This is a genomic window from Ottowia pentelensis (genome assembly GCF_964341695.1).
Genome location: NZ_OZ224513.1, coordinates 3,134,152 through 3,148,698 on the forward strand (window position 1 = coordinate 3,134,152; position 14,547 = coordinate 3,148,698).

Genomic DNA, 14,547 nt, shown 5'->3' on the forward strand with positions numbered 1-14,547 from the left:
CGGTCTTCTAGCCGTCCGTGCGCGTGACGATCTCAAAAAATGGGAGGCCCCGGATGATCTCCGCGCCCGGACCGTGTGACTTGAACATGCAGTGATGATTCGGCAGCGACTTGATGCGCTCGGCAAACTCCCCAAGGTCGGACGTGAGGCCAAGGCCACTGAGCTCGCTCGCAGTGACGTTGGGAACCTTGTGCACGAACCACGTCAGCAGGGGATCCCTGTAGTCCGTGGCGTTCACCTTGAAGTGCCTCAGGTACTGGGATGCCAGGATGACGCCAACGCCGAATTCCCGACCTTGCAAAAGCAGCTTGCGAAGGACATCAAACTCGTACTGCATGATGTTATCGGCCTCGTCCACCAACAGGTACGAGTCGATGGCACGGAGTTGCGGGTCGCTTCCGATGAATGGCCGCTTGGTCAGCGAGAGCATGTGCTCGTAGAACATGTTCAACATGATCGCGACAACCATGTTCTTGCTTCGATCGTCCTGGCCCATGGCCGCAAGCGAGATCACGACTACGCCGTCGAAGAAATCCTTGAAGGATGCTCCAGTCGCGGGTTCGCGAGTGAACACCTCGGAGTCCACGAGGTCGCCAATGATCGACAAGGGTGCATCTGACTTGCCGCCAAGCAGACTGCGGTATTCAGCTTCCACATCAGCGAGGGTCGGCATGCGGCTCATTGCACCTGCCACCTCGTAGGCGCGACGAACTGCCTGCTTGAGCTTGTCTCGCTGCACGGGGCCGATCCCAGGGTAGATCTTCTCCAGGACATCAGAGAAGAACTTGAATCTTTCCAGCCAAGGAACGGCTGCATCCTCCATCCCTGAGGTGTCGAACAGGTTCAACGGCATGCGATAAGGCTTGACGACTTTTGCACCTACCGCTTGGATGAATTCGGGCGAGCTATAGTCCTTCTTGTAGTCGAAGATCAGGACCCTGGGCTTGATGCTTCGGTTTGCGGCCGTTGCCCGAGTGATCTGCAAGATCAGGGACTTCAGCAGCTGTGTCTTGCCGGTGCCGAGGTCACCGACAACCCCCATGTTGAGCTGGTTCAGGCGGGTATCGGACAAGTTGAGGGCGACCGTGACCTGCTCAAAACGAGAAGCAGTGGTGCCAAGCTCGAGGATGATGCCTCCCCCGGCGGCCGCTGCATGAGCCGCCCCAGATTGCGATAGAGCCGTAGCGTCCGTGTTGGCAGGGTCGTCGCGATCGAGCGTGGATGTTGTCTGCCCCAGGCCAAGGTCCTCACCACGGGGTTGGCTCACCCCGCTTGGTGGCGTGGAGTCCGCGTTCGATTCGCCTTCATCAGTTGGCCCGCTGATCGGCGAGGGCGTGGTTGCGGTCGTTGCCGCCTTGGGCGCCGGCTTGGTCTCCCATGCCCCTAGCCTAGCCCGCATAGCGGCGTAGAGCGGCTCTCCATCGCCGGACAGTATCCGTGCAGCGTCTTGAAGGCTAACGACGATGGATTCCTCGAAGCCGTCGCCGTCGCGATCCGCTGGCCCAGTGTTCGGCGAACCATCAATGACGATCAGCCTTCCTCGAGGGTCAACCTCAAGGCTGGCGCTTCCACCCAGAAGAGCGCGTGCCAGACGTTCGTGCAAGCGCGCCCATTCCTTGCCGTCCTGGGCGATTGACTTGTTCTGGCTGTAGATTCGCATCGAAAAAGCCATCATCGACAGCACGAGCTGGTTAAGTGCCAGCTCCCACATCAACGAGCTTCGCGCTCTTTCGGCGATAGCGTCGAAGATCGCGGCAAACGTGCTTGCCTGTTCAAGCGCTGCCTTGCAGTCCTCTCGCGACATCTGGCCGCTGGAGCGGAATTTCACCTCGATGGGGATGAGGCGAATGGCAGTGCCCGTGGCGTTGAACGTGAATGTGGCGAGAAGCAGGTCGGGGCGCCTCCCGCTCAAGTCCTTGCCCTTGCGCACATCTCGCGACAGGTCGTCCAGGTGCGTCCTGAAGGGGTCGACTGGGACGAGCAGAGCGATGCTGGCTTCATCCGCGCTCCCTCCCTCCGTGACCGGGATGAGTCCACCGGGCCCGCCACCCAGCCTGAAGTTGTCCTGGAGTATGCGTGCCGCAATGAACATGCCCAATGCGCCCGACGCTTTGGTGTCATCCCCGGAAAGTTCCCTGACCGTGGGAATCCCGCGCCTGGCGACCTCGTGAAGCAAGCCTTCGAGCCTGGCGGGCTCCCAGGTGTCGTCGCTCATCAGCTGCGAAACGACCTTCGCAAGCACTTCCCTGTCGGCGTCCTTGATGCTGGAGATCAAATAGCTTCCCGCCACGTCGCCCGATCGCTGCGAGTACGACGGAAGAGAGTAGTCCCACAGGTATGCGCCGGTCAGCCACTCGCCAACAAAGCAACTCGGATCAACCGCTGAAGACGAGACGGCGACGAAATCAGCGCCGTCATCATCCAGTGCACTCTTGATGGCCCCTACGTCTGGAACGAACCGGAACCCGAGGGTCTCGGCAGTTGCGGCCTCGATGCTTGCCACTGCGTTCCCGACCTTCTGAAGCAACCCTTCGACGCTGGATTCCGGCGGCGCCGACTGGCGCGACTCGACGAGATAGGCCTGGCCTGCTTGTGGCAGTTGCCTCCGGACACGATGCCTGATAAGCGCTCCAGCTGACAGCGCTGAACGCTCCACAGATGGAGTGAGCGTCGGCTGCGAGGCATCGAGTTGCGTGATGATGGCCAGGTCGACGCCGCTTGTCCTCTTCGACTGCAGGTACCACCGGACGGAAGCCTTCGTGTCTTCCACCAGATTGGCCAAGGATGGCTCGTCTGGGCGAGCATCCTCCGGCCGGTTGTCATGAACTTCGATCAGGCGGAGGCCAAGTCGATTGAACGCCGAGTCACCTGTCTCGCTGTCCTCACCGAAATTCCGCCTGCTCCACTCCGAGATCCCCGCGTTGCAGGAGTCCACGGCAGCGCCGCTCGACGAGAGGCTAATGCTCAGGAGTGGCTTGGCCGGCAGCAGCGAGGCAACATCGTCCAGGGCCTTGCCTACTTGTGCTGGGCTAAAGCCCTTGGCCAGTCCCCCGACGGTGAGGCCGAACTCGTTGCCGAAGGGTTCCTGCCGAGCGCGCGCGTTGATCGCGGAGAGCGCACGCGAGTTCCACATCACGGACCAATAGTCAGAACTGCATTCAACTGCGACGAAGGCGTGCTGCTCAATGCCGTCGGGCCCCCTGACGGCCAAGGACAGGAAATCAGGCACGAAGTCGGGGTCCAGCAGTGCAGCTGCAGGACAGGGCATCGCGCTGTCGAGGGCGCTCAGGAGGACTTCTTGCGCGCCGCAGTGCCAAGCTAGCCGCAACGGATGAAGGGGCGACAGCAGGATGGCGTCGAGTGTCGAGGAAAGCGTCTTGGCGCTGGCTTCGTAGGACGCGATGCCCACGATGTCGGACCAACAAGCGGCGTCACGATCATTAATCCACCAGGCGAGATATGCATCCAGGAAGGCTGCGACCTCCTCCCTGAACGTCGGGTCATCCCGGTGCCACTGTCCGAGAGCTGCTTGCGCAGTGAGGCCTGCGTTGTCGACACCACGAACGCGCGCAAGGATCGCGCGGCGGGCGTCAATGTAGGCTTGAGGCGGGTTCAACTCGTCGCGGGCAGGACGAGGGTCACTGACGAAACGGCCCTTGGACACCAACGGGCCGCGCTCTGATGACCACTCCAAGCGAGACCACACCAGCGCATAGTCGGGGCCGAGGACTATTGGCCGCCATGAGTCGCTGCAGGTTGGTTCTTCAAGAATCCAGCTCTCCAGGACTGCGCAGCGCGCCACCCTGTCCACTTGCACAAGTGCGCGCTTTTTGAGCCGATTTTCGCCGACAAGGCGCTCAAACTCGCTTGCGCAGCCCGTGATGCGGACGTCCACTGATGGAAGGTTGACAAGGCAGCTTTCGTGTACCGCGCGACCGGCTACGATCCTCTCTAGCTCGAGCTTGAGGCTGCATTCTGAGGACGCCTCTACCTCCACGGTGAATCGGCCACGCGCGACCTGACGCACGTCAAGCTGCAGTTCACCATCCAGGCCTGCTGCATCCTTGCTGAAGAGCGTGGCCTTCGGTGATAGCTGAAGCCAAGATGCAGTGAACACGTCGAGCAGGTGACGGCCAGGCCCGTCAAGTTCAATCGTGGTCTCGATAGCCGGCCTTCCAACTGCTGGCTTGGTCGGGCGCTTGGCGAGCGATATCTTGCTTGCTGTACGGGCCTGGATGTGGATGCCCGGATCCCACGATTCAATGGCCAGTACCTTGGCACTGGCTGCCTGCGTCCCTTCAACGAGCGCCACAACCCGCGCCGGAGCCTTGTGCTTCGGAATATCGAAGGTGCAATCGACACCACTCGTTCCCAGGGTTAGCCCGCGAGAGTCCTTTCCCCTTGCGCTGTTGCCTACCTTGCGTTCAAGGACGATGTCGATCGACTCCGTAGCCGCAGGATGGCTCACCCTCACATCGGCCTGGCTGGAGACGATGAAGACACCGCCGACGCGAATGGGCGTCAAGGCGTTGAGTACCTCGATTTCAAGGCTTGGCTTCTCGGGGCGAGACTCCTCGAGCAGCTCAATCCACCGCTCCGCTGTCAACAAGTGCCACCAGTCTGGTGGCGGGGCCAGTGTTGGGCCTAGCGAGGTCGAGTAGTAGGCTGCGGGCGCACGCCCAAACGCGGAGGCGATGTCGCAAGCCTGCCTGATGAACTCGTCAAATTGCAGGAGCGCGTCACGTGTTGCCTGGTCGCCGGCGTTCTCCGTGGCGCGGTCGAGTCCTGCCTTGAAGCCATCCTCCAGTGCCGAGGCAAGACAAGCCAAGGCTTTCCGCTGGAGGTCGGCTTGTATTTCATGACCTTCTACAGGCGGAACCCCGCATGCAGCGCACACCCGGACTATTGCCGATTCCTTGCCCCATGGCCGGCTCGCGGCAAACAAGCGGGCGAAAACCCGCCATGCTCCGGCCCTGGAACTGCGATCCTGATCCAGCTCGTCGGCAGCTCTCGCTGCTGCCTCGACGAGCATGCGCACGCCACCTGCATCCGAAGAAACCCCGAGGTTACCTATGCCGTCCGTGACTATTCTCTGCACGAAGGAGTCTCCCCACCACTCCTCGAAGGTCGCCATGCCTCGGCTGGCCAATGCGCTGACGCCGATGGCCTCGGTTGTCGTCGAGACGGAGAGATCCATCTGCTGGCCGGGCGGGACGAGCGCCAAGAAGCTCGGGGCAGCCGGGGTGTTTCTGACCGTCAGCAAGTGGCCGTGGTCGCACCTGCCTGAGGCTCCTACTGGTGGATTCTGGTCAACCAGCTTCGACTTTGGAACCTGGAGAAGCACTGGCAAGCCGAGATCGTCACCGCCCGATCCCGAGGGCACCAAGAGCTCGAATACTGGGTCAAGGATTTCAAGCGGCGGCCCACGAAACACCACGCGGGTCTCCTGGGAGGAAGCTGATGCGCCGAGACGCTCGTGCGCCAATGCTCGTACCTGATTCGCCAAGTATTCAGCCAACGTGATCATGCGCGGTCTCCAGGCCTGGCGGCGGCCCTCGTGTCAAATGGCGGCAGCACCAGCATCCCGCTCTCTGCATCTGGACTGTCCAACACCAGGCTTAGCAGCCGGAGCTGGTGCCCGAGGTCGCTAGAGGCAACCTCGTCACTTCCGATGACGATCCCGTAGCGAGCCAAGTGTTCACACAGGCGATGAACCGATCGCGCGCCGCCTGTCTCGAACAAGCAGCAATGAGCCATGGCAATCACTGCGACCGGCCCCATGGCGACGATCCATCGGGAACGAGGGTCATTGGATCGCTTTCTGATGCAATAACCCTGATCGTAGCCCCGCATCACCTCCTGGGCAGTCTGTCTCTGGCCTGCGGCATGCCGGATGAACTCGAGCATGTTCATGCCAATGCCCTTTGAACAATTCAAAACCTTTGCCTCGCTCTCGCCAAGATCGTTCACCTTCTCCGCGAGATCCAATCCGATCAGCGCAGCCTTGTGCTGATTGACTGCTGCCCGTAGTGCTTCCCAGCCATCTTGCGTTGAGAGGGGTATTTCGAATGGCGACCCAATTTTTTCCAACCCCCACAAGACCGCATTGATGTTCATCCGGGCATCAAGATAGCGGGCGACGGTTTCCTTTGCCCGGTCCAGGGCAGCAGTCCCGTATCGGAAGTACGAGATCCGCTTTGGATAGATGGTCGGTGGTGCTTCGCCGCCGCGCATGGCGGACCGGACGTATGTCCATCCAAGACAGTTGACCTCGCAGAGCCACAAGACATGTGCTGCGGCACCAATCCGAAGCACGGATTCAAGCAACGTGATCCATTGCCGTCTGGTCATTTGGTCCTTGACCCTCAGTACTGCCACGAGGTCGCGACAAAACTGTCGGGCGGGGTAGCTTTCAGGTGGCTTCTCGTTGTGGAACGACGATGGCCACGATGAATCCTTTATTGGCACCAAGGCCCATTGGGCGTCGTCGGGCCTCCACGCGACTAGCTCGCCTTCCAGCCATCGGGCCCACACATCGTCCGAGCTATTCACGCTCAGCGCGTCGAACAACTCCTGCCAAAGCGCATCCGCGTCTGCACGGGATGGTGACCCCATCATCACCATTCGCTCGATGAGGTTGCCTGGCGACCAGGGTTGGCCGCTCAGGCGCGCACTTCCCGAAACACGAGCAGCCTCTGGAACAAGTGGAGTCAACTGGAGAAATCGTTTCTGGGACTGGTTAGGCAACTTTGGGCTTTGCACCGCGCCCTGGAGAACTCGAGACCACGCCTCAGCGCCGAGGCTTGCGTCCTCCGGCCGCTTATGCGCCTCGAGGCGCCTCATCAGCTCGCGCCCCAAGATCGGAACATCCCGTTCCTTCAGGTCCGACATGCCTATGCGACGATAGAGCGCGGCTACCAGCACCTCCGAGCTTGCGTACTCAGGCGCGGGATGAATAGCCAAGTCGGACTCGTCGAGGCAGGGGTGATCGGTTTGCCAGGGAAACTCCAGGAATCTGTCCCACGTAGTCATTCGCGTCCCTCGATCGTCAAGAAGCGACTGCCCATCATCTCGATCTGGAGTCCGGCCACGCCAAGATCCATGATCGAGTCCGCAAGGCTGTCCTCGTCGCGAACGATCGGGCCTGAGAGCGTCGCCTTGGTTGCGTCGATGAGCGCGTTTACTTCCCGAGGCAGGGATGCGCGCGACAGGCCGGCCGAAATCAGCTCAATCGCGCGATAGAGCTCGAACGTGAGGGCAATCGCATGTTCGCGTTGGCCCTTTCCCACCTTCAGGTAGCGTGTTGATGACCAAGGTCGATCTTCCGTGTCATCGTCCAGCGGTCTGATCGATTGCTTGCTTGTCACCAGGGACGCGCGGAGGGCTACTGGAGCGGCAGGCTGGCCAAAAGTCGTAGTGAGCGGCACCTCAAACTTCTCGCCGTTGTTCAAGAGCCGTTGGACATCTCGCGCTGCCCGCAGCAACGCGTCCCCTTGCGATGCTCCGCGGTCCTCCGCAATCCCCCGGAATCGTTTCAAGAGCATGGCGTCGCGAGTCACCGCGGATCTCGTGCCCAGGGTGCGGCGCACCAAGCGACTGGCGAAATCTCTCAGCGCGTGTTGTATACGAGTTGCAGCGTCCGGCCGCCGCCGACGCAGCGCGGGAGTTGACAGTTCCCGATCGAGATCGGCGAGCCGTCCAAGCAGTTCCACTTCGGCTGGCGACATGCATCGATGCTTCACAAGTGCGTCCCTGCCGGCGCGAACGGACTGGCTCAAGTAGGCATCAAGGTCTCGGAGCCTCACTCGTTCCGAAGCGTTGATCTGAACCTGGTCTGCTGGGTCGGCCAATGCTGGGTCCAGTGAATCGCACAAGCCCTCGAGCAGGCCCTCGATCATTGACGGAGGTTTGGACGTTCCGCCAGCACGGAGGAAGTAGTAGAGGCCCATTGCCACATGGTCGTGTACCAGGCCAACCTCCTTGATATCTTCGTGGAGGCGCCGCGCAGATCGCTTGTTCCAACTGCCAAACAGCTGGTGTTGGTACTGGTGCGCAACCAGGGTGTAGATGGCCGTCGAACGCTTGGAGTCGGGCTTCGACCCTTGCCGGGACTGGTCTAGGTCAACAAGCTTTGCTGCCCACTGGCAAGGGCTGAGGTTGGATGCTCCAGCGCCCTCGGCTGCTTGCCCCGAGAGCAAGAACGAGACGAGCGTGAAGAAGTCTCGAAATGTCCAGCGCTTGGCTGTGGCCAGCTCGTGCCACCGAAGCACGGTCAAAAAGTTTGATGCTGTGTCTCCCGTGGACAGGACTTGCCTGCTCCGGCAGAACGGACAAAGGTTCTTCGCTTCACATTGGCCATACGTTGGCCACGAGTCTGCATCGAGTGCCTTGGCAAGTATCGTCAATGCTGGCGCGGGGTCGCCGTCGCGCGTCTTCACCAGCAGAGATTCGATGTCCATCGGCCAGACAGCGACGCTGGGATACGCCTGTAGAGGCCAGCATGCCTCGGCGCCCGCGCCTTGCGCGACTGCCCTGATCGTGGCGGCGAGGAGCGCCTGGATATCCGCCGGCCCTTGATCGGTGGCGTGCACCATTGCGTCATCGAGCACGCCTCTGTTCACGCAGGAAAGGTAGATATCTCCTTCCGGCGCGCCGTGCAATGCGTCTGCAAGTTCCTGCACCAGCAACGCCGCTCTTGAGCTGTGCGAATTGGGCTCGAGCGAGGCATCTTGAACGATGCTGATGTTGTGCTTGCGCGTGGACGTTGGCGCCAGCACGCTGGCTCGCGCCACGCGCTGAAGTGCCTTTGCGCCGCCGGGTTGCAGCTGCTCGCGCAGCGTCGCCACCAGTGTGCCGCCGGATCCTAGCTCGTGGTCAAGCCATTCGATGGTCGACTCAATCGCTTCCGTCTTTCCGTTCCCAGGGCCGCCAACCAGGAGGACGATCCCTGGCGTCTTGTCTGGGCGGCTGGCAATTGCTTGTGTCCAGGCATGCAAGCGCCTCAACAAATGAGTTTGAAGGACATCACGGGTGGGACGGCCACTCCCTGCCTCAAAGAGTCGTCTCACCCCGCCGGCCTGATTGCCAGACCAATCCCGGAGGCCTGCCGGGAATGCCGGCTCATTCGCTTTGCTTGCGTCTTCGGTCATCTCCCGTCCTCTCCCTTGCCTTGATCAAGCCGCCTGCGCCTCGACGACTCCTGATTCCTGGTCCAAATCCACCTCTGGATCCAGTTTGTGCTTCTTGATCACGAATTCGAGCGCCTTGCCCAAAGCGAGCCCGAGGAGCGGCGGCACGGCGTTGCCGACTTGCGTATAGCGGGGACATTCCTTCGTCCGCCGGTCGCCACCTGTCGTGTACTTTCCCTTGAACGCGAACCAGTCCGGGAACGACTGCAGGCGGGCGTACTCGCGGACCGTAAGGATCCTGGGGTCACCGAAGTGGAGGATGTCGTCTGGAAGCGTCGTGATCGTTGGTGCCGGCTCATCCGCGGACATCGGGTAGATACGATGCTTCTTCAGCTTGAACGTAGCGCGGTCCTGATCATTCATGCGGACGCCTTGCCGGCAAGTCCGGATGATCTCGGAAAATCGAGACCGGACTTCGTCGGAGTGCCGTGCCAGGCGCATGCTATCCATGGGCTCTTGGCCCATGCCACGCCGCATCAAAGTCTGGTAGCTGCTTCGCGAGCGACGGCCGTCGTAGGCAACCTCGAGGAATCCTCGCGGGGACACGGGATCCTTGCATTCCTTGAGGTCCCAGATCGCCCCATTGCGGCCGAAGATCGAAAGGTCCCCGATTGCCTCGATTGCGGTCACTGGGGCTGACAGTCCGAGGCTCGACAGGAATGCCTCGCGATGTGAGCGGAGGCGCTCGAAGACCTGGGCAGCAAGTGGTCTGGTGGTTGCTTGCCGGAATCGTTCCTTGAGGAGCCCGACGACGATGAGTCGGGATCGCTTCTGGGGCACGCCGTAGTCAGTGGCGTTGACGATCCTGGCCTCGACGTCATAGCCAAGCGTTGAAAGCTCGGTGACGAGCCGTTCAAGGAAGGATCCCGTGATGCCACTCGCGAGCTTTCCGTTGAATACCGGTGAGCTGCCATGTGCGACGGCCATTCCTGGCACATTTTCAAGCAGGACGGCCGTCGGCCGGACGATCGTGACGACCTCCAGATACTTGGTGAAAAGCTGGTTGCGAGGGTCGTCTGCCTGCCGCCGCCCCGCAAAGCTGAAGCCTTGGCAGGGTGGGCCACCTGCGATCAGGTCAATCTCCTCCGCCGCGAGCGACTCGAGCTCGGTCCGGTGTGCGGCCAGAAGCTCGTCAATCCCGCAAGCTTGCTTGGGAAGCCACTCTGGCCACTGGAAGCGCCGCAAGCCGTTGCGCGGCTCGTCAATCAGATTCGCCTTGAACGTCGCGAACGCCATTGCATCCTTCTCGATAGAGAAGAGACCTTGGTGGCCGGCAGAGGCCAAGCCGAGCGACAGTCCGCCACAGCCTGAAAATAGGTCGACAAATCGAAGCACGATCGCGCTCTCAGTAGCTTTGCAGTCCGCTGGACCGCCAAAAATGATGAAGCTTACCTTGTCTGTCTGGCGGTGATCGGTTGCGAGACGAAGGAGCGGTTGCGGAAGCTGCTGCCGTCCGCGCACCTCCACTGAGTGGCGCAGTCCAGTCTGGGGCCATCTTCCTCCGACATGGCGAAGATACTCGCGGCTCAATTTAATCCGGATTAAATAACATCAACCCCAAGATTTGGGCTAAGTTCGGAAAAATCGCGCGGTGAGCGGCTCCCCGTACGGAAAGCCATGCTAAGTCGTTGATTCAAAAAAACTTGAGTTCAGAACTCAATGAAAAAAGTTCAGAACTCAGTGACGATCGACAGCCGCGCCGAGCCCGCTGCCGCCAGCCGGGACACGATGGGGGGAACTCGCACCTTGGCACTCAGTCCAAGTGAGTGCTAAAATACCCGATCGTGGTGAAAGGATATTCAAGGATGACATCTGTGGACAAGAGCGCACCGGCAACCGCTGTCGCCCTGGCCAACCCGTGGGCGTTGGTGCCCCCTCTGGGCAATCTGGACGCCTACATTACCGCCGTCAACCGCCTGCCCCTGCTCACGCCTGAGGAGGAGCAGCGCTACGCGCGCCAGCTGCGCGAGGACGACAACCTGGAAGCCGCCGGCCGGCTGGTGTTGTCGCACCTGCGGCTGGTGGTGTCGGTGTCGCGCCAGTACCTGGGCTACGGCCTGCCGCACGGCGACCTGATCCAGGAGGGCAACGTGGGCCTGATGAAGGCCGTCAAGCGCTTCGACCCCAATCAGGGTGTGCGCCTGGTCAGCTACGCGCTGCACTGGATCAAGGCCGAGATCCACGAATACATCCTGAAAAACTGGCGCCTGGTCAAGGTGGCCACCACCAAGGCGCAGCGCAAGCTGTTCTTCAACCTGCGCTCGATGAAGCAGGGCTTCAAGGTCGAGGATGCGACCGACGACATCACGCACCGCGACGCGCTCACGGCCGCGCAGGTCGACGTGGTGGCGCACGCGCTGAGCGTCAAGCCCGAGGAAGTGCGCGAGATGGAAACGCGCCTGTCCGGCGGCGACGTGCTGCTGGACCCGACGCCCGCCGACGGCGACGGCGAGCACGCCTTCGGCCCCATCGCCTGGCTGTCGGACGACCGGCACGAGCCGACGGCGATGCTCGAATCGGCCGAGCGCGACCGCCTGGCCACCGACGGCATCGCCGGTGCGCTCAAGAGCCTGGACGAACGCAGCCGCCGCATCGTCACCGAGCGCTGGCTGAACGTCAACGACGACGGCTCGGGCGGCATGACGCTGCACGAGCTGGCGGCCGAGTACGGCGTCAGCGCCGAGCGCATCCGCCAGATCGAGGTGGCGGCGATGAAGAAAATGAAGACCGCGCTGGCCGAGTACGCCTGAACCGGCGCGCCCCCGCACACGGCCCTGTCGCTATCATGGCGGCAGGGTTTTTTGCATCAAATAGGCCTATGGCCGGCATGCAACAAGCGCGAACAGCTATAAATTTCATAGTTTCTGCCTGATCGACCCCATGACCTCTTCCTACCTCCGCCGCCGCACCGCCCTGGCCGGCGTCGCCCTGCTGGCCGGCCAGGCCATGCTGCCCGCCGCACACGCCCAGGCTACCGCCTGGCCCGACCGGCCGCTGCACCTGATCGTCGGCTTTCCGGCCGGCTCCTCGCCCGACCTGACGGCGCGCGCCCTGGCCGAGCCGCTGGCCAAGGCGCTGGGCCAGCCGGTGATCGTCGAGAACAAGGTGGGCGCCGGCGGCAACATCGGCGCCAACGCGGTGGCCAAGGCGCGCGGTGGCGACACCATTGGCCTGATGATCAACGGCAACCTGACCATTGCCAAGCTGCTCAATCCCGCGCTGCGCTACGACCCGGCGACCGACTTCGCCCCCATCAGCCTGATCGGCGTGGCGCCGCTGGTGCTGGTGGCGCCCGTGAACGCCCCGGGCGCCGACGCGCGCGCCTTCCTGGACGCGGCGCGCGCCGCCGGCAACACATGGAGCTACGGCTCGCCCGGCGTCGGCACGGTGGGCCACCTGGGCATGGAGCTGCTGAAGGCGCGCACCGGCATCGCCCCGGTGCACGTGCCCTATCCTGGCTATTCACAGGTGTTCAGCGGCCTGGTGCGCGGCGAGCTGCAGTTGTCCATGCTGCCGCCGGCGCTGGCGCAGACCCAGATCGCCGCCGGCAAGCTGCGCGGCATCGGCGTGACCAGCGCCGGACGCAGCCCGCTGGTGCCCGAACTACCCAGCCTGGCCGACGCCGGGGTGAAGAACTTCAACCTCGAGATCTGGAACGCCGTGGTGGCCCCCGCCAGCATGCCGCCGGCCCACGTCGCCAAGCTGGCCGAAGTGCTGGGCGCCATCGTGCGCACGCCCGAGATGCGCGCGCAGCTGTTTCAGCAGGGCTGGCAGGCCGTGGGCTCGGCGCCCGAGGGGCTGGCCAGCCGCATCAAGGCCGACACGCAAACGCTGGGCGCCATCATTCGCGCGCAGAACATCCGCGTGCAGTGAACCGGCGGGCCTGCGGATTCAACTGGGGGCGTCGCAGGCGCGCGCGGGGCCGGCGCCCACGGGCTGCGCGTCGGCATGCCCCGACTCGGGAAATGGCTCCAGCCGAATCATGTTCTGCGTGCCGGCCGCGCTGTCGAACGTGCCCCCGCCCTTGGCCAGGAAGCAGAAATTCTCGAACGGCATGGGCGGCTGCCGGCCCAAGTCGCCGAAGCGCGTGGCCTCGGGGCCGATGTATTCGCCGATCGGCGCCACATACAGGCCCGAGGTCAGTCCGTTGGCCAACTTGGCGTTCGGGCTGCCGATCACGCGCGCCAGGATGTCGCGGCGCACGGCGCGGGCGTTGTCCTTGGCCGGCCAGGTGTTGCGAAAGCGCCCGAGCTGCGCCCCGTTGGAGGGCTGCAGCCCGGCCGGGCCGGTGAGCGAGGTGCCCGTGTCGTTGCGGCCCGAATCGATCAGCCGCACCTCGACCGGGCGCGAGGGGTCGGTGCTGAAGCCGACGATGCGCACGCGCGAGGTTTCTTCCTGTTGCAGCGTGGGGAAGATCTCGCCGACCGTACCCATCAGCGCCTCCTCGATGTACACGTAGACCGGCTCGGCGCCGGGCGAGGTGTAGATGCCCAGCTCGGCCTCCAGCCCGTGCGCGGCGACGACGAAGCCGCCCGCACCGTCCGCCTGCAACATGCCGACGTAGGCGATGTGGTCGCCCACGCGCAAGGGCGCGGGCAGCCGAGCATCGCAACCCGCCAGGGCCGGCGCCAAGGGCTCGGCCGCCGCCGCGCCGCAGGTGAAACGCTTGTCCGCCGGCGCGGCCGGGCGATTGCCGGCGGGGCATTGGGCGTCGCCCGCCCCGCGTGGGATGCAGACCGGAAAGCCGGTGCGCGCGTGCACGGGCGAATTGTCCGGGTCGAGCTGGAAGCGCTGGTCCAGCGGCAGCGCCGCCTTGGCGCCGGCGCCATTGGCCTGGCCGTAGATGCCGTCGGGGTCGTTCAGGCGCACGCGCGCGCCCGCAGCGGCGCCCGGCGCGCCCACGCGCAGCTCGCCGCGTGCACCGTCGATCGCCTGGATCACGCCATTGCCGATGTGCAGCGCGCCCTGGTTGATGCGCGCCACGCCGGCAATGTATTGGTCGCCGACGATGTTGCCCTGCAGTTCGGCCTCGAAGGCCACGTGCGGCGCCGGCGTGTCGGCCAGCGCCAGGCCGCTGGCGCCCTGCACCGCACCGCCCTGTGGGCCGCGGAACAGGTCCTGCGCCGTCAGGTACTGGCCCGGCATGGTGAGCAGCAGGCTGCGCGGCAGCGTCACCGGGATGCCGCGCACCGTCATCGTCGCGGCGCTCAACGGGTCGCCCGGCGTGGTGAGTGTGAAGCGCTCGATGTGGCCGATGAGGGTGAACGACGGGTTGGGCGTTTGCGCCACCGCACTGGCGGCCGCAAGGACCAGCGCGGCACAGCAGGCGATCTGGATGGCGGGCTTGGGGGTGGTCATG

7 protein-coding genes are annotated in these 14,547 nt (G+C 63.4%); 2 read left to right on the forward strand and 5 right to left on the reverse strand.

The genetic code is table 11. The features are described 5' to 3' along the window. Window positions 1–7: 7 nt before the first annotated feature. Genes ACWHMB_RS15140 through ACWHMB_RS15155 form a run of 4 tightly spaced genes read right to left on the reverse strand, consistent with a single transcriptional unit; the run spans window position 8 to window position 10,718 of the window. Window positions 8–5,527 carry an ATP-binding protein gene (locus tag ACWHMB_RS15140; protein WP_377483988.1) on the reverse strand — a complete coding sequence of 1,840 codons (5,520 nt, stop codon included), beginning with the start codon at window positions 5,525–5,527 and terminating at the stop codon, window positions 8–10. Beyond that, window positions 5,524–7,032, reverse strand: coding sequence for a hypothetical protein (locus tag ACWHMB_RS15145; protein ID WP_377483990.1), 1,509 nt, complete (start codon window positions 7,030–7,032; stop codon window positions 5,524–5,526). The genes ACWHMB_RS15140 and ACWHMB_RS15145 overlap by 4 nt, the downstream gene beginning before the upstream one ends. Further along, window positions 7,029–9,149, reverse strand: a complete 2,121-nt coding sequence (locus tag ACWHMB_RS15150) for a hypothetical protein (RefSeq protein WP_377483992.1) — start codon at window positions 9,147–9,149, stop codon at window positions 7,029–7,031. Before ACWHMB_RS15150 ends, ACWHMB_RS15145 begins: the two co-directional genes overlap by 4 nt. Window positions 9,150–9,173: 24 nt before the next feature. After that, window positions 9,174–10,718, reverse strand: a complete 1,545-nt coding sequence (locus tag ACWHMB_RS15155) for a DNA cytosine methyltransferase (protein WP_377483994.1) — start codon at window positions 10,716–10,718, stop codon at window positions 9,174–9,176. A 275-nt stretch (window positions 10,719–10,993) separates the two neighbouring features. Between ACWHMB_RS15155 and rpoH the strand changes: the two genes are divergently transcribed. After that, complete coding sequence (gene rpoH, locus ACWHMB_RS15160) at window positions 10,994–11,938, forward strand: RNA polymerase sigma factor RpoH (protein WP_377483996.1); 945 nt, start codon at window positions 10,994–10,996, stop codon at window positions 11,936–11,938. Between the two features lie 130 nt (window positions 11,939–12,068). Then, window positions 12,069–13,061: a Bug family tripartite tricarboxylate transporter substrate binding protein gene (locus ACWHMB_RS15165; protein WP_447648579.1), complete on the forward strand. Its 993-nt coding sequence runs from the start codon at window positions 12,069–12,071 to the stop codon at window positions 13,059–13,061. Window positions 13,062–13,079: 18 nt separating this feature from the next. On the opposite strand, the gene ACWHMB_RS15170 is transcribed toward ACWHMB_RS15165, so the two are convergent. Next, window positions 13,080–14,546: a hypothetical protein gene (locus tag ACWHMB_RS15170; protein ID WP_377484000.1), complete on the reverse strand. Its 1,467-nt coding sequence runs from the start codon at window positions 14,544–14,546 to the stop codon at window positions 13,080–13,082. Between the last annotated feature and the right edge of the window lies 1 nt (window position 14,547).